General features: G+C 62.1%; 13 protein-coding genes. 9 read left to right on the forward strand and 4 right to left on the reverse strand.

The genetic code is table 11. The features are described from left to right. Nucleotide 1 precedes the first annotated feature (1 nt). From IEX75_RS21990 to IEX75_RS22010, 5 genes are all read left to right on the forward strand, one after another. Nucleotides 2-1,822: a putative 2OG-Fe(II) oxygenase gene (locus IEX75_RS21990; RefSeq protein WP_188797814.1), complete on the forward strand. Its 1,821-nt coding sequence runs from the start codon at nucleotides 2-4 to the stop codon at nucleotides 1,820-1,822. Beyond that, a complete protein-coding gene (locus IEX75_RS21995; protein ID WP_188797816.1) occupies nucleotides 1,819-4,053 on the forward strand; it encodes a glycoside hydrolase family 65 protein in 2,235 nt (744 codons plus the stop codon). Before IEX75_RS21990 ends, IEX75_RS21995 begins: the two co-directional genes overlap by 4 nt. 57 nt (nucleotides 4,054-4,110) lie before the next feature. Next, nucleotides 4,111-5,784 carry a trehalase family glycosidase gene (locus IEX75_RS22000; RefSeq protein ID WP_188797818.1) on the forward strand — a complete coding sequence of 558 codons (1,674 nt, stop codon included), beginning with the start codon at nucleotides 4,111-4,113 and terminating at the stop codon, nucleotides 5,782-5,784. Between the two features lie 93 nt (nucleotides 5,785-5,877). After that, a complete protein-coding gene (locus IEX75_RS22005; protein WP_188797820.1) occupies nucleotides 5,878-6,939 on the forward strand; it encodes an alpha/beta hydrolase in 1,062 nt (353 codons plus the stop codon). Between the two features lie 251 nt (nucleotides 6,940-7,190). Beyond that, complete coding sequence (locus IEX75_RS22010) at nucleotides 7,191-8,633, forward strand: sigma-54-dependent transcriptional regulator (RefSeq protein ID WP_188797821.1); 1,443 nt, start codon at nucleotides 7,191-7,193, stop codon at nucleotides 8,631-8,633. A gap of 87 nt (nucleotides 8,634-8,720) precedes the next feature. On the opposite strand, the gene IEX75_RS22015 is transcribed toward IEX75_RS22010, so the two are convergent. The 4 genes from IEX75_RS22015 to IEX75_RS22030 form a co-directional block, all read right to left on the reverse strand. Then, nucleotides 8,721-10,310 (reverse strand): response regulator, encoded by a 1,590-nt coding sequence (locus IEX75_RS22015; RefSeq protein WP_188798222.1) that lies wholly within the window; start codon nucleotides 10,308-10,310, stop codon nucleotides 8,721-8,723. Nucleotides 10,311-10,446: 136 nt separating this feature from the next. Next, nucleotides 10,447-10,896 carry a response regulator gene (locus tag IEX75_RS22020; RefSeq protein WP_188797823.1) on the reverse strand — a complete coding sequence of 150 codons (450 nt, stop codon included), beginning with the start codon at nucleotides 10,894-10,896 and terminating at the stop codon, nucleotides 10,447-10,449. Then, the gene (locus IEX75_RS22025) at nucleotides 10,893-12,656 is read right to left on the reverse strand and encodes a sensor histidine kinase (RefSeq protein ID WP_188797825.1); all 1,764 of its coding nucleotides are present in this window, start codon (nucleotides 12,654-12,656) and stop codon (nucleotides 10,893-10,895) included. The genes IEX75_RS22020 and IEX75_RS22025 overlap by 4 nt, the downstream gene beginning before the upstream one ends. Before the next feature lie 282 nt (nucleotides 12,657-12,938). Beyond that, the gene (locus IEX75_RS22030) at nucleotides 12,939-15,269 is read right to left on the reverse strand and encodes a GH92 family glycosyl hydrolase (RefSeq protein ID WP_188797827.1); all 2,331 of its coding nucleotides are present in this window, start codon (nucleotides 15,267-15,269) and stop codon (nucleotides 12,939-12,941) included. 398 nt (nucleotides 15,270-15,667) lie between these two features. Between IEX75_RS22030 and IEX75_RS22035 the strand changes: the two genes are divergently transcribed. From IEX75_RS22035 to IEX75_RS22050, 4 genes are all read left to right on the forward strand, one after another. Beyond that, a complete protein-coding gene (locus tag IEX75_RS22035) occupies nucleotides 15,668-16,723 on the forward strand; it encodes a LacI family DNA-binding transcriptional regulator (RefSeq protein ID WP_188797829.1) in 1,056 nt (351 codons plus the stop codon). A gap of 246 nt (nucleotides 16,724-16,969) precedes the next feature. Then, the gene (gene fucP / locus IEX75_RS22040) at nucleotides 16,970-18,220 is read left to right on the forward strand and encodes an L-fucose:H+ symporter permease (protein WP_229721044.1); all 1,251 of its coding nucleotides are present in this window, start codon (nucleotides 16,970-16,972) and stop codon (nucleotides 18,218-18,220) included. 186 nt (nucleotides 18,221-18,406) lie between these two features. Continuing rightward, entirely contained in the window at nucleotides 18,407-19,384 is a 978-nt protein-coding gene (locus IEX75_RS22045; RefSeq protein WP_188797833.1) for a carbohydrate kinase family protein, read from the forward strand. Beyond that, nucleotides 19,381-20,598: an AGE family epimerase/isomerase gene (locus IEX75_RS22050; protein ID WP_188797836.1), complete on the forward strand. Its 1,218-nt coding sequence runs from the start codon at nucleotides 19,381-19,383 to the stop codon at nucleotides 20,596-20,598. Before IEX75_RS22045 ends, IEX75_RS22050 begins: the two co-directional genes overlap by 4 nt. Nucleotides 20,599-20,886 lie beyond the last annotated feature (288 nt).

The raw sequence follows: 20,886 nt of genomic DNA on the forward strand, positions 1-20,886 counted from the left end.
CATGTCCACGCTATCGCCCTCACTTCGTGAAGCCATGCAACAGGTCGGCAAGCTGTTGCAGGCCGGGGATTTCCGCGCGGCGCATGATCAACTTCAGTCGGTGGTCGAACAGCACCCCGACTATGCGGAAGCTTTGCGCCTGCTCGGCGGCGTGCGACAGGCACTGGGCGATACCGAAGGTGCGGAAGCGCTGTTGCGCAAGGCCATGGCCGCCGATCCTGGCTGGGCGCCTACCTGGTCGTCGCTCGGCGAGCTGTTGTTGAACAGCGGACGCGCAGAGGAGGCGGTGCCGCTGCTGCAACGCGTCGCGTCGCGTCTACCGCACGCGGCCCTGCTGCTTGCACGCTACTACAACGACCAGCAGCGTCCGGCTGATGCGCTGGCCATCGTTGCGCCATTGTGCGGCTCCACCCAGGCACCGGCCGAGCTCATCGCACAGCATGTCGCAGCGCTTGCGGCGCTCGGGCGCCAGGAAGAAGCCGTCAGCTTTTATGGTCGACGAGCAGAAGCGTTGCCTAACGATCCTGCTGCTGCTCACGCCGCAGCCATGGCCTTGGCGGCAGCGTCCAAGTACGCCGAAGCCGAACGAGCCACCAACCACACCCTCGCGCAGGGGCATAGAACGGCTGCCGTTTATTTCACCCATGCAAGCAGCCTGATCGCGCTCGGCAAATTGGAAGCTGCAGAAGCCGCCTTGCGCGACTGTCTGCGGCAGGAGCCGCGCCACATCGAAGCACACGATCATCTTGCGCGGCTGGTGTGGATGCGCACGGGCGACAGCGCACAGACCACCGCGATGCTCGACCAGGCTCTGCAAAGGTTTCAAGACGACGAAGCACTACTCGCCACAAAAGCGGCGATTCTGCAAGGCGCTGGCGATGCGCATGGCGCCTACCAATGTCTGGCGGCATCCGCAGCGCATGCGCAAGCCACACCTTCCCTGCTGGTACGTGCCGGACTCGCTGCCTTGGAATTCGAGCCGGTCGTCGCCTTGGCCTTGGCAGAGCGTGCACTGCAGCGATCACCTTCTGCCAGCGCACCACGAAACCTGCTGGCCGCCGCGTTGTTAGGCACCGGTGATCCGCAAGCTGCACTGCGCCACTGCGAAGCGCTACTCGCCAACGCACGGGACGATCAATACCTGATCGCTTTGCAGACCACCGCATGGCGTCTGCTCGGCGACGAGCGCTACGACGCGTTTTGCGATTACACCGATCTGGTGCGTCCGCAAACCTTGCAGGCACCGGCGCAATGGCCAGATCTTCCCCACTTTCTCGCTGACGTGAAGCGCAGCCTGGAGCGCCTGCACAACCCGCATGGCCATCCGTTGCTGTTCCAATCGCTGCGCCATGGCACGGAAACCACCGGCGACCTGACGCGCCATGCCGATCCTGTCATCCAGGCGCTGTTCCGGGCATTCGAGGCGCCGATCCGCGATTACCTCGCCCATATCGGCAACGGTTCTGATCCATTACGCCGCCGCAACCACGGGACTTACCGCTACAACGGCGGATGGTCGGTACGACTGCGCAGCGCGGGCTATCACACCAGTCACGTGCATCCTCGCGGCTGGATTTCCTCGGCGTTTTATGTGGACCTGCCTGACGGCATGGCGAACGCTTCCACGCCGGATGGATGCCTCGCGTTCGGACAGCCAAGCATCCTGACCACACCTCCCTTGCATGCCCAACATGTCGTACGGCCCGAAGCAGGCAGGCTGGTGTTGTTTCCTTCGTATGTGTGGCATGGCACCGTGCCCTTCCACAGCGAGCAGACCCGGCTTACGGTAGCCTTCGACGTTGCGCCGGGGGAAACGACATGACACGGCGGCGCATGCTGCTCGCCTGCCTCGTGCTGGTGACCAGCAGCGTTGACGCCGCGACCGATCCCAGTTTCCTGCTGACCGCCACGATGCAGGACCTTGGCGCTTATTTTCCGGGCCAGTTGGGTAACGGCTACGTTTCTACCATGACCGCGCCGCGCGGCACGGAAGGCAATCTCGCTTACCTGGTTGCCTTCATGGATCACGCCAAAGATGACGTATCGCGCCCTGCCGCGGTTCCAGGCTGGACGGAAATCAACTATCGCGCCGGTTCATCCTGGCTCAACCAGGTCGACGTGACACCCACGCGGTTTCAGAACTATCGCCAAGTGCTGGATATGTACGACGGCACGCTGACCACCAGCTATCGCTACATCGACGGATCGAAGGCCACCGACATCAAGGTGACCACACTGGTCAGCCAGGCATCGCCGCATCTTGCCGCAACGCAACTTTCGATCACGCCGGATTTCGACGGTAACGTCAAGCTGTCCTTCGCCTTCAACCTGTGGGCACCGCACCAGCCGCGCTTCGCGCTCGCCAAACTCGACGGCGATCAGCTGATGGAAGCGCTTGCCGCCAACAACCTGTCGCTGGAACCGACACCACCAGCCACCGCCGATCGTGCGGCGCTGTGGTACCACGGCGATACGCATGTGCTGTCCAGCGGCAACGACAGCGGAACGCTGACGTTGTGGCTGGATGGCCAGGCGGAACAAGGCGCGAAGATGGCCGAAGCCGCAGCGATCGCCTTGCCGAAAGACGTACAAGCCAGCGAGGTCAAGCTCCATCAGGATGATTACCGGCTCGCCTTCCATGTGCGCGTCACGGTACATAAGGGCCAGACATACATCTTCACCAAATATGTCGCGATCTCGCGCGATGCCTGGGGTGGCGATGCGAAGCAGGATCTGGCACTCGCCACGCATGCACGCACGCAGGGCTTCGATGCATTGCTGCAACATCAAGCCGATGCCTGGCATGCGTTGTGGCAGTCGGACATCGTCATCGACGGCGATGCCAAGGCGCAGCAGATCGTGCATTCCGATCTGTATTACCTGCTATCCAACGCGACACCGGATACCAACTGGCCGGTGGGTGCCTGCGGCATGACACCGGGCTACACCGAACACGTATTCTGGGACAGCGATTCGTGGGTCTTCCCTGCCCTGCTGCTGTTACATCCCGCGCGTGCGAAATCCATGGTGATGTTCCGCGATGCAACACTGGCGGCGGCGGAGCAGCGTGCACACGAACGCGGCCTGCGTGGCGCGATGTATCCCTGGGAGGCCGATCCGGATAACGGCAGCTCGCAGACGCCACATTCGGCGCACGTGCTGGACGACAGCGAAATCCACGTCAATGCCGACATCGCGATGGCGCAATGGCAGTACTACCTGGCCACGCAGGATCGCAGCTGGCTCAAACAACATGGCTGGCCGGTCATTCGCGCTGTTGCCGACTTCTGGGCCAGCCGCGCCAGCTACGTGGCTGACAAGCATCGCTACGAGATCCTGCACGTCACCTCGGTCTCCGAACCACACAACGATATCCCCAACGATACGTTCACCAATGCATCGGCACGCAAGGCGCTTGACATCGCCACCAGCGCAGCAGCCATCGTGGGAGTGGCGCCCGATCCGCATTGGGCGGAAGTCGCAAAAGGTTTGTATCTGCCCTTCGATGCGCAGGAAGGCCACTACCTCAACTTCGATCCCTCCGTGCCGTTCGACGCGCAAAAGGAAGGCGGTCCGTTGCCGTTGTTGTCGTATCCATCGCTGGATATGCCGATGAGCGCACAAGTGCGCCGCAGCGATTACCAGTACGCCACGCAGGCGCTCGAACATGCGCAGCACATGAATAGCATGGGCTTCGAGCCGCTATCCATCGCTGCAGCCACCGCCGGCAACCAAGCCGAGGCCAGCAAATGGTTCGAGGCCAACTTGACGCTCAACGTGATCAAGCCGCCTTTCAACGTGCGCACCGAAACGCCCACCAACAACACCGGGTATTTCATGACCGCCAGCGGCGGGCTATTGCAGAACATCCTCTACGGCTTTACTGGCTTGCGCATCGAGGAACAAGGTTTGATGCAGGCTTATCCGCCGATGCTGCCGCCACACTGGAAACGCCTGACGCTCAAGCACCTCACTTTCCGCGGCCAGCCGATGGACATCACCCTGCAGCGGGATGCTGGTGGAAACGTCACGATCACGCGCCATACTTTTTGATTGACACACGCGATCGGCAGCCCGCATGGCCCCGATCGCACTGGATGGGGAATACGCATGAAAAGCACACATCGCCATAGCTTCACCACGTCACGCGTTCTCACGTTGCTGTTGTCGGCAGCACTGGTCGCTACGGCCTCCGCCGCCCAGCCGGATCCTGCCAAAACGCGCGCTTACATCGACAAGGCCTGGACCACGCTCACGCGCTCGCAGGACGAGTGCAAATCGCTGATCGATCCGAAGATCAAGACGCGCCCAGTGCTCTACGTGCCAGCGCAATTCACCGTGCCGCAAGACCTGGTGCAGGTGGAGAAGCGTTGCAACGTCGACGTGCATACGCTACCCAGGCCGATCGAACAACTTGGCGATGTGGATGCGACGACGTTGCCAGTGCAAGGCCTGCTCTATCTGCCGCATCCCTACGTGGTGCCCGGCGGCTTCTTCAACGAGATGTACGGCTGGGACAGCTATTTCATCATGCTTGGACTGGTGGCCGATCACCGCACCGAGCTGGCGCGTGACATGGTCGACAACGCGCTGTTCGAAGTGAAGTACTACGGTGGCGTGCTGAATGCGAACCGCACTTACTATCTCAGCCGTTCGCAGCCACCCTTTCTGACCCAGATGATGGTGTCCCTGCTCAACGATCCGGCCAGCTTCCGCAGTGCGGACGAGAAGCACGCGTGGCTGGAGAAGGCCTATCCCTTGGCCGTGCGCAATCACGACATCTGGACGCGCCAGGAGCATCTCGCAGGCGACACCGGCCTGGCACGCTACTACGACTTCGGCAGCGGCCCGGTGCTCGAGGCGCAGGACAGCGGGTTCTACAACGGCGTGATCAAATGGTTGATCGCACATCCCAACGACAATCCGGGATATCTGCTGAAGGCTTCGAAGAGCCCGGATGCTGCCGAAACCGAGCGCTTGAAAACCGAAAGTTGCGACGTCACCGCCTCCAAGGTTTGTGCCGGTGACTGGTATGGCGGTTATCGCTTGACGGCCGACTACTACCACGGCGATCGCGCGATGCGTGAATCGGGCTTCGACACCAATTTCCACTACGGTCCGTTCGGCGGCTCCACGCACCACTACGCCGACGTGAGCTTGAACAGCCTGCTCTATCGCTACGAACTGGATCTGCGCGACTTCGCGCGGCAACTTGGCAAGACCGCTGATGCACAGCGCTGGGCGCAAGCCGCCGCCGCACGCAAGGAAGCGATGAACAAGTACCTGTGGCGCCCCGAGTTCGGCATGTACCGCGACTACGACGCTATCGCCGGCAAACCAAGCGATGCGCCGTACCTCACCACGTTCTATCCGCTCTGGGCCGGTGCCGCATCGCCCGAACAGGCGGCCTCGGTGCGCAGCAAGCTGTCCCTTTTCGAATTGCCCGGCGGCCTGGCGATGGACAACCGGCCCAGCGGTACGCAGTGGAATGCGCCGTTCGGCTGGGCGCCCACCAACTGGCTCGCCGTGGACGGTCTCGACGCCTATGGCTTCCATGACGATGCGCGTCGTATTGCCGGCAAATTCAACGCAACCATCGACCGCAGCTTTGCCGCCGACGGCACCATCCGCGAGAAATACAACATGGCCAGCGGCAATGCGGATGTGAAAGTCAGCGCCGGCTACACCACCAATGTGATCGGCTTTGGCTGGACCAATGCCGTGTATTTGAAGATGGAAGAAATCCTGAGCGGTGCAAAGGCGAAGGCTGCTGTCGCGCCATGACGTAGGTTGGGGTGCGAACCCCAACATCACGCTCCATCAGGCATGGCAATGTTGGGGTTCACACCCCAACCTACGATGCGAATCGGAGGAACCATGGGTACGTTACGTCTCTTATGCCTCGCGGCAGCCACGCTGATCAGCGTGGCTGCATTTGCGCAAGACGCCTCTCCCAGCGTCAAACCCGACGGCACGGTCACCTCGCCCGCCCTCAGCATTCCGTATTCGAGCTTCGCCTGGCCGCAGGCGCGCGAGTTCTTCCCCAAGATGCTCGCCGAAGGCAGCAAGGCGCCACCGATCACCGCGCCGATCGAACAGAGCCGCGCTTTCTACGATCGCCTCAATAGCGACCGCGTGACGCGCATGCAGAAGATGTATGCGGTCACGATTCACCGCGAAACGATTGCCGGCGTCGGCGCGGACGTGGTGCTGCCAGCACAGGGCGTGTCGGCGGAGAATCAACATCGCGTGCTGATCAACCTGCATGGCGGCGCGTTCCTGTGGGGCGCACGCAGCGGCGGCCTGGTGGAAGCGATACCGGTGGCCAGCGTCGGTCGCATCAAGGTGATCACCGTGGATTACCGGCAAGGGCCCGAGCACACCTTCCCGGCGGCAAGCGACGATGTCGAAGCGGTCTATCGCGCCTTGCTCAAGCAATACAAGCCACAGGAGATCGGCATCTATGGCTGCTCGGCCGGCGGCATCCTCACCGGTGAATCCGTTGCGCGCCTGATCGCTGACAAGCTTCCCGTACCGGGCGCCATCGGCACCTTCTGCGGGTCCGTGCTGGATGTCGACGGCGATTCCTCCTACGTGGCCCCTGTGCTGAACGGCCAGGGCGTGCCGGCGCATCGCCTCATGTTGGCCGATCTGCCTTACTTTCACGGCGCGAACCCGCGCGATCCACTCGTGCAGCCGGGCCTATCGCCGGGGTTGCTGGCCAAGTTTCCGCCTACCCTGCTGATCACCGGCACGCGCGACATGACGATGAGTTCGGTACTCGCCAGCCAGGAAGCGCTCGATAGAGCGGGCGTGCAGACCGAGCTGCGTGTATGGGATGGCATGTGGCACTCGTTCTTCTCGGATCCGGAGCTGCCCGAATCGCAGGATGCCTATCGCGTGATGGCGAGGTTTTTCCTCAATCATCTCGCTCGTTGACATACTCATCGACTGAGAGCCTGCTGAAGCCTCCACGCAGCCCGCATTGCGCCTGAGCGGCCATCATGCGGCGGCGCGCGGCTTGACCAGACAGCCAGTCTGGCGCTGCGCCACGCACCACCACCTGACGACCGCTCAGGCGCAATGCGAGCTACGTGAAAGCATCAAACAGGCTCTATAGACACGCCGCGCTTTGCCACTTGCGGGTGCGGCGAGTATCCTGAATGGAACCCATCCCTCGCCTCCGGATCATGAGCCAACAGACCGTCCTGGTCATTGATGACGAACGCGATATTCGCGAACTGCTGACGATCACGCTCGGCCGCATGGACCTGAAGGTCGATGCCGTCGGCACGGTTGCTGAAGCGCGCCAGGCGCTTTCCGAGCGCAGTTACGACCTGTGTTTCACCGACATGCGGCTGCCGGACGGCAGCGGTCAGGAGATCATCGAGCTGATCGCGGCCGAATACGACGAAACCCCGGTGGCGATGATCACCGCCTACGGCAACGTTGACGCGGCCGTCACGGCGCTGAAGGCCGGCGCGTTCGACTTCGTGTCCAAGCCCGTGGACATCCAGATGCTGCGCCGGCTGGTGCGCACGGCGCTGAAGCTGGCCGAAGAAAAGCGCACAGGCGGTGGTGTCGGCCATGCCGCGGGCGGTTCCAGCGAACGGCTGATCGGCGACTCGTCCGCGATGCAGCAGGTGCGCAACACCATTACCAAGCTGGCCCGCAACCAGGCACCGGTGTACATCGCCGGCGAGTCGGGCGTGGGCAAGGAACTGGTGGCACGCCTGATTCACGAACAGGGTCCGCGCGCCAGCGGTCCGTTCGTGCCGGTGAACTGCGGCGCGATTCCTTCCGAGCTGATGGAAAGCGAGTTCTTCGGCCACCGCAAGGGCAGCTTCACCGGTGCAGTCGCCGACAAGGAAGGCCTGTTCCAGGCCGCGCATGGCGGCACGCTATTCCTCGATGAAGTAGCCGAACTGCCGCTGCACATGCAGGTGAAGCTGTTGCGTGCCATCCAGGAAAAGGCCGTGCGCCCGATCGGTGCGCGCGAGGAAATTGCCGTGGACGTGCGCATTCTCTCGGCCACGCACAAGAACCTGGCCGCGCTGGTCGATCAGGGCCAGTTCCGCCAGGATCTTTTCTATCGCATCAACGTGATCGAGCTGCGCGTACCGCCCCTGCGCGAGCGCCGCGGCGACGTGCCGCTGCTGGCCGAATTCGTGCTGCGCCAGCTGGCTGCCAAGAGCGGTGGCGGCACGCCGGTACGCTTGCTGCCCGAAGCGCGTCAGGCGCTGGAGGATTACGACTTCCCCGGCAACGTGCGCGAGCTGGAAAACATCCTGGAACGCGCCGTCGCCATGTGCGACGGCGACCGCGTCGACGCCAGCGACCTGATGCTGCCGCAACGCCCGCCGCGCCATGGCGCGGAAGCCGGCACACCCGCGCACGGCGGCGGCCATCACGCGCAGCCCGCCTATCCACCCACGCATGCACCAACCACCACGCCGGTTGCACAGACGCCATCCAGCGAATTGCCGCTGGACGACTACATCAGCAATCTCGAACGCACCGCGATCATGAAGGCGCTGGAAGAGTCGCGCTACAACAAGACCGCGGCGGCGCGGAAGCTGGGCATCACGTTCCGTGCGTTGCGCTACAAGCTGAAGAAGCTTGGCATTGATTGATGCGCTTCCCGTAGGTTGGGGTGCAAACCCCAACATCGCGATCCTGATCGACATGGCCATGTTGGGGTTTGCACCCCAACCTGTGGGCTAATGCCGGGACTTTTCCTTGCCCTCACGCAAGGCTTCGCGCACCGCATGCAGCAGGGCCCGCGTTCCCACCGGCTTGTTCAAGCGGCGCACGCGATTGCCATCAGGCATGGTCAGTTTCGCCGAACCCGATGAAGCATCGGCGCGGCTCAGCACCAGCACGCCGCGACGGTAGCCGTACTGGCTCAACGCAGCCAGCGTGCGCTCGCTGGTGAAGAGGCTCATGTCGCTATCCATCACCACCAGGTCGGGCAGGCCACAGGCTTCGATCCACTGCAACGCGGCGGTGCCGCTCTGGCTGCCATGCACCTCATAGCCCCAGGCATCGAGCGTGTCACTGAGCAGCGTGAGCTGGCCGGCTTCCTCCACCACCAACAGCACGTGCTCGGCATTGCCGTGCAGGCTGGCGTCGTTTTCGACCAGGTCGAAGTCGGCGGTATCGCTGGTCGCACGCACCAACGGTATGTATAGATCGAAACAGCTGCCTTCATCGACGATGCTGTCCATGCGCATCACGCCGCCGTGGCTGTAGACGATGCGGCGGCACGACAGCAGCCCCAAACCCGTACCGCCTTCCTTGGTGGTGAAGAACGGTTCGAACAGCCGCTTGCGTACTTCATCGGTCATGCCGATACCGGTGTCGCTGACCGACAGGCACACGTAGTCGCCGGGTTGCGCGTCTTCCTGCTCCAGGAAAAAGCGCTGATCCAGTTTCGACTTGCTGGTGGTGACGCGCAAAACGCCACCGTTGGGCATGGCCTGGATCGCGTTAAGGCAGAGGTTGAGCAGGCATTGCTGCAGTTCGGTGTGATTGCCTTCGAACGTGAGCTGCGGATCAGCCACGTCGATGTCGAGCGTCACCGTGCGCGGCACGCTACCCTGCAAAAGCAGCGACAGCGCGTCGATCAGCGCCTGCACTTTGACCTGCTCGGCGCGGCGTGCACCGCGCGCGAACGACAGCATGGACTGCACCATTTCCAGCCCACGCCGTCCGCAGTCGCGTACCAGCGAGCCGAGCCGGGCGAGGCGTGGATCATCCTGGTAGTCCTGCAGGCTGTCGCCAGCCAGCAACAAAGGCTGCAACAGATTGCGCAGATCGTGGCTCAGGCCGCCGGCCAGCATGGCCAGGCTTTCGAAGCGCTGGATGCGGATCAGCTCCGCCTCTGCCCGTGCGCGTGCGCGTTGTTCTTCCGCCTCACGCAACGCGCGCCGCACGGCGCTCGCCAGGCGCGCGGGGTTCTGCTTGAGGATGTAATCGGTGGCGCCTTCACGCAGTGCCGCGATGGCCGCTTCTTCGCCCAGCGTGGCCGATACGTAGATGAAGGGAATGTCTTCGCTGTGGTCGCGCAGCAGCTCCAGCGCACGCTGCCCCGAGAAGCCGGGCATGCTGAGATCGGACAGCACGATATTCGGCTTGAAATCCCTCAGCGTCCGCACATAGGCGGGCTCATCGTCGACCAGGCGCACATCGTATTCAATGCCGTCGGCCTGCAGCTCGGTGAGCACCAGCTCGGCATCGAGCGTGCTGTCCTCGACCTGCAGCACCCTTATGCGGGGCAACGAACGTTGTTGGCTGGACTTGTCCGGCATTCGTAGGCTTTCCAAGTGACCCGTTCATCATATTTCAATCGGGAACAGGGGATGAGACATGGCAAAAAGGACATAGCGAGGGCGGCTCCGGCAGACTTGCCGGCGGCCGCTTGTGACTATCTACGCGTCCCCGCGCCTATTCCCTACCTTCGGGCGCCTGGTTCAGCACGGCCCAAAACTGGCCGAGCGTGCGCACCGCCTGGAAGAACTGCCCCACGTCCACGGGTTTTATGACGTAGGCATTCACTCCCAGGTCCCAGCTGCGCGCCAGATCGCTTTCCTCGCGCGAGGAGGACAGGATGACCACTGGCGTGTAGCGAAACTGTTCGTCCGCCCGCATTTGCGTAAGCACGTCCAGCCCGTTCATGCGCGGCATCTTGATATCCAGCAGCACCACGACGGGTTCGTCCTCCGGGCGGCCGGCAAAGGCGCCGCGCGCGTACAGCCAATCCAGGCAATCGACGCCATCCTCCACATGGACCACCGGATTGGCCAGATGCGCCTGGCGCAACGCGTCGAGCGTCATCTCGGCATCGACGGGGCTGTCTTCGACCAGCAGGATGGGGCGTAGTGCGGCATGTTTCATGTGGACGGCGATGGGGGCTCGATGGCTGACAGCGTGAAGTGAAAGCGGGCACCGCGCTCGGGCTCTCCTTCGGCCCAGACGCGGCCTCCGTGGCGCATCACGATGCGCCGCACATTGGCCAGCCCGATACCGTTGCCTGGAAACTCGCTAGCCTTGTGCAGCCGCTGAAATACACCAAAAAGTTTGTCGACGTAGCGCATATCGAAACCGGCGCCGTCGTCGGCGACGGTGAATTCGTAATCGCTGCCGTCGTCTTGCCGCACGGAAACATCAATGTGTGCAATCTCGCGCTGGCCGGTGTATTTCACCGCGTTGCCGATCAGGTTCTGCCACACCGTACGCAGCATGTTCTCGTCGCCCACCACCGTCGGCAGCGGATCGACCCGCCAGACGATGCGCCGGCCCGGCGCCTCCGATTCGGCCAGCGTGCATGTCTCGCTTACCAGTGCCTGCATGTCCACGGCCTGCAAGCGCAACGCACCGCGCCCCAGGCGTGAGAACACCAGCAAGTCTTCGATCAGCTGCGCCATGCGATGCGACGCATCGCGCACCACGCCCAGGTAATGGCGGCTGGTCTGATCGACCTGCTCGCCCAGATGATCTTCCAGTTTCTGCGCGAAGGCCGTGATGTGCCGCAGCGGCGCACGCAGATCGTGAGAGACGGAATAGCTGAACGCCTCCAGCTCGCGGTTGACGTCGGAGATCTGCGCCACCTTGTTTTCGAGCTGGTGGTTGAGCTCCTTCACTTGTTGCTCGACCAAGGCACGCGCGGTGACGTCGCTGACGGTCAGCAGCAACACAGGGCTGTCGCTGTCTTGCTGCTGCAAACGGCGTGCATTGATCACCACGTGCCGCTCGACGCCGTCGACGGTGCGCTGGGTGAGTTCGAAATCCCACAGCTCGCGGTCGCGCAGCAGCACGTCGCGCAGGCGCTGCAGCAGCACTTCATCGGCCCAGGCGCCTTGGCCGATGTCTTCCAGGTATTCGGTGCGGCTTTCTTCGGATACACCGTACAATTCGCTGAAGGCCGCGTTCACCAGCAGACTGCGCAGGTTGTGGTCAAGCAGCGCGATAGGTTCGCGCACGGCCTGCAGGATCATCTGAGAACGCTGCACGGCCTGCCGCTCGCGCACTTCGGCCTGCAGGCGGCGGCCGATCTGCCGTTCGGAAACGATCACCACGATGGTCAACATCAACAGTTGCGCGGCAGCGGTCAGCGCGAGCACCAGGCTGCTGTTGTCGGATTGCTTGCGGGCCGCTTCACGACGCAGCTGCAAGGTCTGCTCGGCGTCGGCAACGATCTTGTCGGCAATGACATCGACATGGAACAACGCATCGGCATCGCGCAGGGCCTGTTCCGCACCGGCACGGTCGTTGTGCTGAAAACGCTGCACAGCCTGATGCAACAACGCCAGGCGACCGTTCTCCACGGCGCCCAACTGCTCAACCAGGTGTTCCTGCCCGGCACTGTCGGCGGTGATGTGGCGCAACTCGTCCAGCAGGCCGGGAATCTCGTTTTCGACGCCCGACGCTACCGCTTCGGCGCGGCTGGAAGGATCGTCCGCCAGCAGATGTTGGATGGCCGATTCGGCGTAATGGGTGCGGTCGGCAATGCGATAGACCAGGGCCTGGACTTCTGCCGAGCGGGTGACCCGTTCACCGGCCTGGAAGGATTCCTTGGAACTGCCGCGCGTAATCATGTACGGCAACGCGACGATCACGAGCACGGCAAGCAGCAGGCCGCCGGTGCGCCAAGGCATCGCTACTTGTCGCACTCCCCCCAGGATCATCGACTGCCCTTGGTCCTTCGCATCGGCATGATGTATGCATTCTGCGCACGTTTTGCGGCCACTGACTAGTACGAACGCACTTCACTTACACGTAGATGAATCGTGCAGGTCTGGACTCGCTTTTCAAAGGGCTAACAGCGTTCTCCATCCCAGCATGACGCGAATCCCCAATCAAAGAACCAGACGGACAAACATCCGCAAACCCCACCCGCTAGTCGTACTTAGCGAGTGAGGAAGCGTATTTCGCACAAATCAGTGGTACGGACTCATCGACGCTGGCCGTGCCGACATGGCTTTGCCCCAATCCTTGTTCGGCTGCGCCTGCATCGTGAAATGCAGTTCGCCGCCGGCCAGGATGTCCGCGTGCTTCAGATACACGCGATCCAGCGGTTTGCCGTTGAGGGTGATCTGGCCGACGTAAGGATGCGCGTCGTCAAACGGCGCGGCGCTGATCGTGAAGGTGCGGCCATTGCTCAAATGAATCGCCGCACGCGGCACGAACGGGCGGCCGATGGCGTATTCGTCACTGGCCGGCGTGACCGGATAGAAGCCCAGCGCGGTGAAGATGTACCAGGCAGACATCTGGCCCAGGTCATCGTTGCCGATCAACCCTGCCGGACCGGGGCCGTATTCGTTGTCCATGATCTGCTTCAACCGCTGCTGCGTCTTCCACGGCTCGCCAGCGTAGTCATACAGGTAGGCAATGTGGTGGCTGGGCTCGTTGCCATGCGCATACCAGCCGATCAAGCCGGTGATGTCTTCCACGTTTTTGAAGATGGAAGGATCGACCTTGGCGTCAAATAGCTCATCCAGCTTGTGCGTGAAAGCCTGATCGCCGCCCATCGCCGTGATCAGCCCGGCCACGTCCTGCGGCACGTACCAGGAATACTGCCAGGCGTTGGCTTCGGTATAGTCGTCGCCATAGCCGGCGCTGGTCGGGTCGAAGGGTTCGCGGAACTTCCCATTGGTGAGGCGTGCGCGCATGAAGCCGGTCTTCGGGTCCCACACGTTGCGCCAGTTGGTGGCGCGTTTTTCGAAGCTGTCGTAGATGTCATGCTTGCCCATGGCCTTGGCCATTTGCGCGATGGCCCAGTCGTCGTAAGCGTATTCCTGGGTCTTGGAGCCGCCTTCCACTTCCTTGTCGATGGGTACGTAGCCGAGCTTCATGTAATCGGCGAGATCACCGTAATCGCCGTAGGTCGCGGTGGAGACCATCGCCTTCATCGCCTTGTCGGCGTCGTAGCCGCGAATACCCTTGATATAGGCATCGGCGATGATCGCCACGGCGTGATAGCCGGTCATGCACCAGGTTTCCAAGCCCTGATATGCCCATACCGGCAACATGTGGAACGGGCTGGCCTGCTGTGCGACAAGCAGTGAACGCACGAAGTCCACGGTGCGATCCGGATGCAGCAGGATCAATAGCGGCTGCTGTGCGCGATACACATCCCACATCGACCAGCTCGAATAGAAATCGAAGCCATCGGCATGATGCACCTGGTAATCAGGCCCGCGGTATTCGCCATTCACATCCATGGCGAGGTTGGGTGCGATCAGTGCGTGATACAGCGCGGTATAGAACTGCGTGCGCAGGGTTTTCGAACCATCCACGTCGATCGGCGCAAGCGCCTTGTTCCAGGCTTCCGACGCATCATGACGATGTGCATCGAAATCCCAGCCCTTGCCATCTTGATCGAGGTTGGCGATGGCGTTGGCTTCGCTTACCGACGACACCGCCACCTTCACCTGCAGCGGTTGCTTGAGTTCACCGAAATCGAATACGCCCTCGAGCGCACGGCCGTTCTGCGCATTCTGGTCTTGCGGCTGATAGCCCGGTCCCTTGAAACCCTTGTAGACCAGGTCGGTTTCGCGGTTATAGAGCTCATGCGAAGCCATCGGCTGGTTGAAGCGCATGGCGAAACACAGCTCGCGTCCCGGCGCCCAGCCGCGCGTGGTGCGGCAACCGGTGATGGTGCCATCTGCGCGCACCTGCAAGTTCGACCACAGCACCTTGCCCGGGTAGTCGTAGATGCTGGGGCGAAGATCGAGCAGCAGGTGCGCCGGCTTGCCGGCCGGGAAGGTGTAGCGATGCCAACCCACGCGGCGGGTGGCGGTGAGTTCGGCACGCACACCGTAATCGGCCAGGGTGACCGCGTAGTAGCCGGGCTGCTCCACTTCGGTGGCATGGTCGAAACGCGAGCGATAACCGCTGCCCGGCACTTTCTCGTCACCTGGATCGAGCTTCACGTCGCCGACGATCGGCATCACCAGCACATCGCCCAGGTCCGAATGGCCGGAACCGGAGAAATGCGTGTGGGAGAAGCCCATGATGGTGGGGTCGTTGTACTGATAACCCGCCGCCCACTTATAGGCGTGCTTGAAGTCCGGCATCGCGGTATCCGGCGACAGCTGGATCATGCCGAACGGCACCGTGGCGCCCGGGAACAGATGGCCATCGCCACCGGTGCCGATGCGGGGATCGACCTCGCCCGCGCGCGGCTCAGCGGCCTGGGCGACGGGTACGGCCGCCAGCGCGGTGAAGATCAACAGGGAAAGTCCAGAACAAAGCAGGCGATGGTTCATTGAAAGGGGGCCTGTTAATGTGTTTGGTTAAGGATGCGCTGATTCATTCAGCGTGGGTGTCACCGGTCCTGTCTGTTCGCAGGCCACAGGGCCGACGGCGAAGGCAGACTGGCTGTCTGTCGAGTCGGCGGACCGAAGGCATGCGGACAGACAGGGGCGGTGATATCTGCGCGGAATGAATCAGAGCATCCTTAGCAGGCTTGGGAGTCTGCAAAACCCCAATCCTGCGGCTTTTGTCCCTATCGGGACAGGGTCAAAGGTGGGGGTTGACGCTTTGGATCGTTCTAAAACGTGGGACGCTAGCATTGGGGCGGAGGCTTGGCATGCTGCATTGCAGGATTACGAATTCGCGGGTTCGGGTACATTTGGATCGTTACAAAGGCGAGGTTCTGGCATAAATGGGGAACACACCGCCGGTCGGCCGTAAGGTCACCCTGAGCGATATTGCCGCGGGCTGCGACGTCTCCCGCGCTACCGTTTCGCTTGTCCTGCGGGGTAGCCCGCTGGTCAATAAACACACGCGCGCCCGCGTCGAGGAAGAACTGCGACGGCAGGGTTACGTGTACAACCGCGCCGCCGCGAATCTGCGACGGCGCACGTCATCGAGCATCGCACTGGTCCTCAACGACCTGGCCAACCCGTTCTTCGCGGAATTCGCCGCGGGCGTGGATGAAGTGCTGGGCGATACCGGCTACGTGACCCTTTTGGGTAGCACTGGCGAGTCCACCGAGCGCGAACTGGCGGTGCTCGGCTCGCTGATGGAACACGGACCGGCCGGCATCATCCTGTCGCCTGCCGAGGGCAGCGATGCGCAACAGATTCTTTCCGCCGTGGGAGGGGTGACGCCGCTGTTGCTGTTCAACCGCGAAGTCAGTGGCGATGTCGCCGCGTGCGATCACTGGGATCGCCTGTTCCTGGACAACCAGCGCGGCGCACGCTTGGCCACCGAACACCTGATCGGACAGGGGCACCAACACATCGCGTTCTACGGCGGCCATCTGGGCTCCAGTTCCTGCCGCCAGCGTCGCGCCGGCTATATGGAAGCGATGAAAGCAGCAGGCCTGACGGTGGAGCCGAGCTGGATGGTGGAATGCATTCCCAATCGCCTGGATGCGGTGGCGCAAAGCGAACAGCTGTTCAAGGGCAAGACCGCACCCACCGCTGCTGTCTGCTACAACGATGCCGTGGCGCTGGGCCTGATGCTGGGACTGCATCAACGTGGCCTGCAGCCGGGCCGCGATTTCGCCCTTACCGGCTTCGACGACATCGCCGAAGCCGCGGTCAGTGCACCGCCGCTGACCACGCTGGCGGTAACGCCACGCGATCGCGGCAGGCAAGCCGCGGAACTGATCCTTCAGCGCGTCAAGGATCCCTCTCCTCCTCCACGTCAAACCATTGCTCCCGTGCAATTGCTGGTACGCGCAAGCAGTTGCCCGCCACAAGAGCCTGCTTAATGTCCCAGCGCAGCCCTCCTAACCGCTGAGTAGCCGTTAGGCGGCCGCGCGCGGCTTGACCAGACAGCCAGTCTGGCACTACGCCACGCACGACCACCTAACGACTACTCAGCAGTTAGGCGAACCACGCCGAGACACCAAACAGGCTCTGATCACACGGATTCCATCATGGCTTTTACTGCAGTAACACCGCCGTCCTCTGGATCGTCGACGGCCTCCAGCGACAACCGCTACACGTACTACCCCATGGCACTCACCGTCATCACGACGGTGTTCTTCATGTGGGGCTTTCTCACCTGCCTCAACGACATTCTGATTCCGCATCTGAAAGCGGTATTCGAATTGAACTATGCGCAGGCGATGCTGGTGCAATTCACCTTCTTCGGCGCGTATTTCCTGATGTCGTTGCCGGCAGGCTGGGTCGTCGGACGGCTTGGCTACAAAAAGAGCATCGTCGCCGGCCTGGTGATCGCCGGCATCGGCGCAGTGGGCTTCTGGCCCGCGGCGGGTTTGCGCTGGTATCCGGCGTTTCTTGGCGCCTTGTTCGTGCTCGCCACGGGTATCACGCTGTTGCAAGTCGCCGCCAATCCGTACGTAGCACTGCTCGGGCCTGAAAAAACCAGTTCCAGCCGGCTTACGCTCGCACAGGCACTGAACTCGTTCGGCACCACCATCGCGCCGGTATTCGGCAGCCTGTTGATTCTTTCCACGCAGGTGAAGAGCTCGGCGGAAATCGCCGGTCTTTCGGCGAGCGAGCAGTTGCTCTACCGCACGCAGGAAGCACAGTCGGTGCAGATGCCTTATCTCGGCCTGGCCATCGTGCTGGTATTGCTGGCGTTGTTCGTCTGGCTATTCCGCCTGCCGGCACTGGAAGAAAGCACGGTCAAGGCCGACACCGGCCACCACACCCTGCTCGATGCACTGCGCTATCCGCACGTGCTGTTCGGTGTGCTGGGCATTTTCTTCTACGTGGGTGCGGAAGTATCGATCGGCAGCTTCCTGGTCAATTACATCTCCGAACCGGACATCGGCCACATGAGCGAGCAGGATGCCGCGCACTATGTCTCGCTCTATTGGGGTGGCGCGATGGTCGGCCGTTTCATCGGCTCCGTCCTGCTGGCCAAGCTGTCGCCGCGCAAGCTGCTGACCGTGTTCGCTGCCATCAATGTGTTGTTGTTGATCGTCACCATGACCACCAGCGGCAGCACCGCGATGTACAGCATCGTGGCGATCGGCCTGTTCAACTCGATCATGTTCCCGACCATCTTCTCGCTCGGCATCGAACGCATGGGACCGCTCACCGGCAAGGCATCAAGCCTGCTGATCATGGCGATCGTCGGTGGTGCGCTGGTGCCGTTCCTGCAAGGCACGCTGGCGGACAGCATCGGCATCCAGCATGCCTTCGTGCTGCCGGCGTTGTGCTACGCATACATCGTGTTCTACGGGTTGAGAGGTTCGGCCATTCGCAGCGCGCCTGTTGCAGCCACTTCCCAATGATGCGCCTCCTCCTCCTCCTCTGCTTGCAGGGGAGGCTTGAGGCGGAATGAATCCTTGGAAACAAGCATTCATTCCCTCTCAGCCCCTGCAAGCAGGAGAGAAAAAAGATTCGGATACAAGCATCCTTTTTCAAACATCGCGCATCCTTACTCATTGCAGATTTGCATTCCACCTTGGGGTCCTTTGATGAAACGTTCCATCCTCTGCTTCGGCGAGGCTTTGATCGATATGCACGGCGAAGGCAGTGATGGCCATGGCTTTGCGCGCCACTTCATTCCCTTCGCCGGCGGCGCTCCCGCCAACGTCGCGGTGGCCGTGGCCAAGCTCGGCGCCCATGCGCGCTTTGCCGGCATGCTGGGCATGGACCGCTTCGGTGATTTCCTGCTGCATAGCCTGCAACAGACCGGCGTGGACACTGCAGACGTCATGCGCACGGGCGAAGCCAACACCGCGCTGGCCTTCGTGACGCTGGACGGCCGTGGCGAGCGCAGCTTCGCGTTCTATCGTCCGCCCTCGGCCGATTTGTTGTTTCGCATCGAGCACTTCCGCCCGCAGACGTTCAACGACACCGCCGTGTTCCATGTCTGCTCCAACAGCATGACCGATCCGGATCTCGCGGACGTCACCCTCACCGGCATGCGGCGCGCACGTCAGGCTGGCGCATTGGTGAGTTTCGATCTCAATCTGCGCCCCGCGCTGTGGGCGCACAACGTCGAACCACGCCCGCATGTGTGGCCCGCGCTGCTGCTGGCCGACGTCGTGAAGCTCAGCGCCGAGGAATTCGACTGGCTGGCAGTCGATGGTGAAGAGGCCATGCTTGATCGCCTGTGGACGGGCAACGCGCGCCTGCTGATCGTTACCGACGGCTCCAATCCGCTGCGCTGGTTCCATCCGGATGCAGAAGGTGAGCTGCCCTGCTACGACGTACCAATGGTCGACAGCACCGGTGCCGGCGACGCCTTTGTCGGCGGCCTGCTGTACCAGTTCGCCGACATGAACCTCTCGGCCGCCAATCTTGATGCCTGGGTGGCGACGCTGCCGCGCCTGCATGCCGCACTGCGCTTCGCCAGCGCCTGCGGCGCCGTGGCAGTGACACGGCATGGTTCCTTCGCCGCCATGCCGCACGCCACCGAGGTCGAACAATTCATGGAGACTTACGCATGACCACGCCGGCACAACCGGATTTCCGTTCCGAAGCCTTCCTGCGCGAACACATCGCGCAAACCATGGCGTTCTATCATCCGCGCGCGATTGATCCGAACGGCGGCTTCTTTCACTACTTCCGCGACGACGGCACCGTCTACGACGCCGGCCATCGTCATCTGGTGAGCAGCACGCGCTTCGTCTTCAACTACGCGATGGCGGCGATCGAATTCGGCAAGCCGGAATACCTCGACGCCGTGCATCATGGCCTGCGCTATCTGCGCGACGTGCATCGCGATGCCAGCACCGGCGGCTACGCCTGGACCATCCGCGACGGCAAGCCCGAAGACCGCACCAACCACTGCTATGGCGTCGCCTTCGTGCTGCTCGCCTACTCCACCGCATTGAAAGCCGGCGTCAAGGAAGTTACCGCGTGGATGGACGAAACCTGGCAGTTGCTGGAAAAGCACTTCTGGGATGCGCAAGCAAACCTCTATCGCGATGAAGCCGATCCCCACTGGCAATTCAGCACTTACCGCGGCCAGAACGCCAACATGCACATGTGCGAAGCGATGCTTGCCGCGTATCAGGCCAGCAAAGAATCGCGTTACCTCGATCGCGCACTCACGCTTGCGCGCACCATGACGCAACGCCAGGCCAGGCTCGCCGACGGCCTTATCTGGGAGCACTACCACCAGGACTGGAGCATTGACTGGGACTACCATCGCGACGATCCCAAGCATCTGTTCCGTCCGTGGGGTTTCCAGCCCGGTCACCAGACCGAATGGGCGAAGCTGCTGATGATCATGGAACCGCTGCTGCAAGAACGCGGCGAAAACGAAGCGTGGCTACTGCCCACCGCACGACACCTGTTCGACACGGCACTCGCACGAGCATGGGATCCGGTGCACGGCGGCATTTGCTACGGTTTCGCACCGGACGGCAGCATTTGCGATGGCGACAAATACTTCTGGGTGCAAGCCGAATCACTGGCCGCCACCGCACTGCTGCACGCACGCACGGGCGACAAGCAATACGACACGTGGTACATGAAGTTGTGGGCGTACTCGTGGGAGCACTTCATCGATCACCAGTACGGTGCGTGGTATCGCATCCTCACGCAGGACAACAAGAAATACAGCGATGAGAAGAGCCCCGCCGGCAAGGTGGATTACCACACGATGGGGGCGTGCTACGAAGTGATGGCATTGATTCGCCATGGCGGTACACCCTAAAGGGTAAAGCCTGTCATGTCCCCTTTCTTGGGGCTGGCGCCAAAAAAGCCCGCGAAAACGCGGGCTTTTTTATTGCGCCAGGAAATGTTGCGGCGCAGCTTGTCCCACCTCATTCAATCTTATTATCTTAAAATACGACAAATGAAATCGGTCCGATGCACGACTTGGTTTTCGGGGATTTGTTTTGCACCAAGCTTGCTTCGCACCGTAACTGGCGAACATCGAAGGGGTGGCTTTAAAGCCATGGTGTTTTCCAGTTTGGGATGAGTGCGACGTCGACATGAAACA

The sequence above is a fragment of the Dyella nitratireducens genome (genome assembly GCF_014642835.1).
GTDB lineage: Bacteria > Pseudomonadota > Gammaproteobacteria > Xanthomonadales > Rhodanobacteraceae > Dyella_B > Dyella_B nitratireducens.

Bases quoted from the DNA above. Each gene is read 5' to 3' on its own strand.
- IEX75_RS22050 (WP_188797836.1), top strand. From the start codon at position 19,381: ATGACCACGCCGGCACAACCGGATTTCCGTTCCGAAGCCTTCCTGCGC.
- IEX75_RS22000 (WP_188797818.1), top strand. From the start codon at position 4,111: ATGAAAAGCACACATCGCCATAGCTTCACCACGTCACGCGTTCTCACG.
- IEX75_RS22045 (WP_188797833.1), top strand. From the start codon at position 18,407: ATGAAACGTTCCATCCTCTGCTTCGGCGAGGCTTTGATCGATATGCAC.
- IEX75_RS22035 (WP_188797829.1), top strand. From the start codon at position 15,668: ATGGGGAACACACCGCCGGTCGGCCGTAAGGTCACCCTGAGCGATATT.
- IEX75_RS22010 (WP_188797821.1), top strand. From the start codon at position 7,191: ATGAGCCAACAGACCGTCCTGGTCATTGATGACGAACGCGATATTCGC.
- fucP (WP_229721044.1), top strand. From the start codon at position 16,970: ATGGCACTCACCGTCATCACGACGGTGTTCTTCATGTGGGGCTTTCTC.
- IEX75_RS21995 (WP_188797816.1), top strand. From the start codon at position 1,819: ATGACACGGCGGCGCATGCTGCTCGCCTGCCTCGTGCTGGTGACCAGC.
- IEX75_RS22005 (WP_188797820.1), top strand. From the start codon at position 5,878: ATGGGTACGTTACGTCTCTTATGCCTCGCGGCAGCCACGCTGATCAGC.
- IEX75_RS22020 (WP_188797823.1), bottom strand. From the start codon at position 10,896: ATGAAACATGCCGCACTACGCCCCATCCTGCTGGTCGAAGACAGCCCC.
- IEX75_RS22025 (WP_188797825.1), bottom strand. From the start codon at position 12,656: ATGCCTTGGCGCACCGGCGGCCTGCTGCTTGCCGTGCTCGTGATCGTC.
- IEX75_RS22015 (WP_188798222.1), bottom strand. From the start codon at position 10,310: ATGCCGGACAAGTCCAGCCAACAACGTTCGTTGCCCCGCATAAGGGTG.
- IEX75_RS21990 (WP_188797814.1), top strand. From the start codon at position 2: ATGTCCACGCTATCGCCCTCACTTCGTGAAGCCATGCAACAGGTCGGC.
- IEX75_RS22030 (WP_188797827.1), bottom strand. From the start codon at position 15,269: ATGAACCATCGCCTGCTTTGTTCTGGACTTTCCCTGTTGATCTTCACC.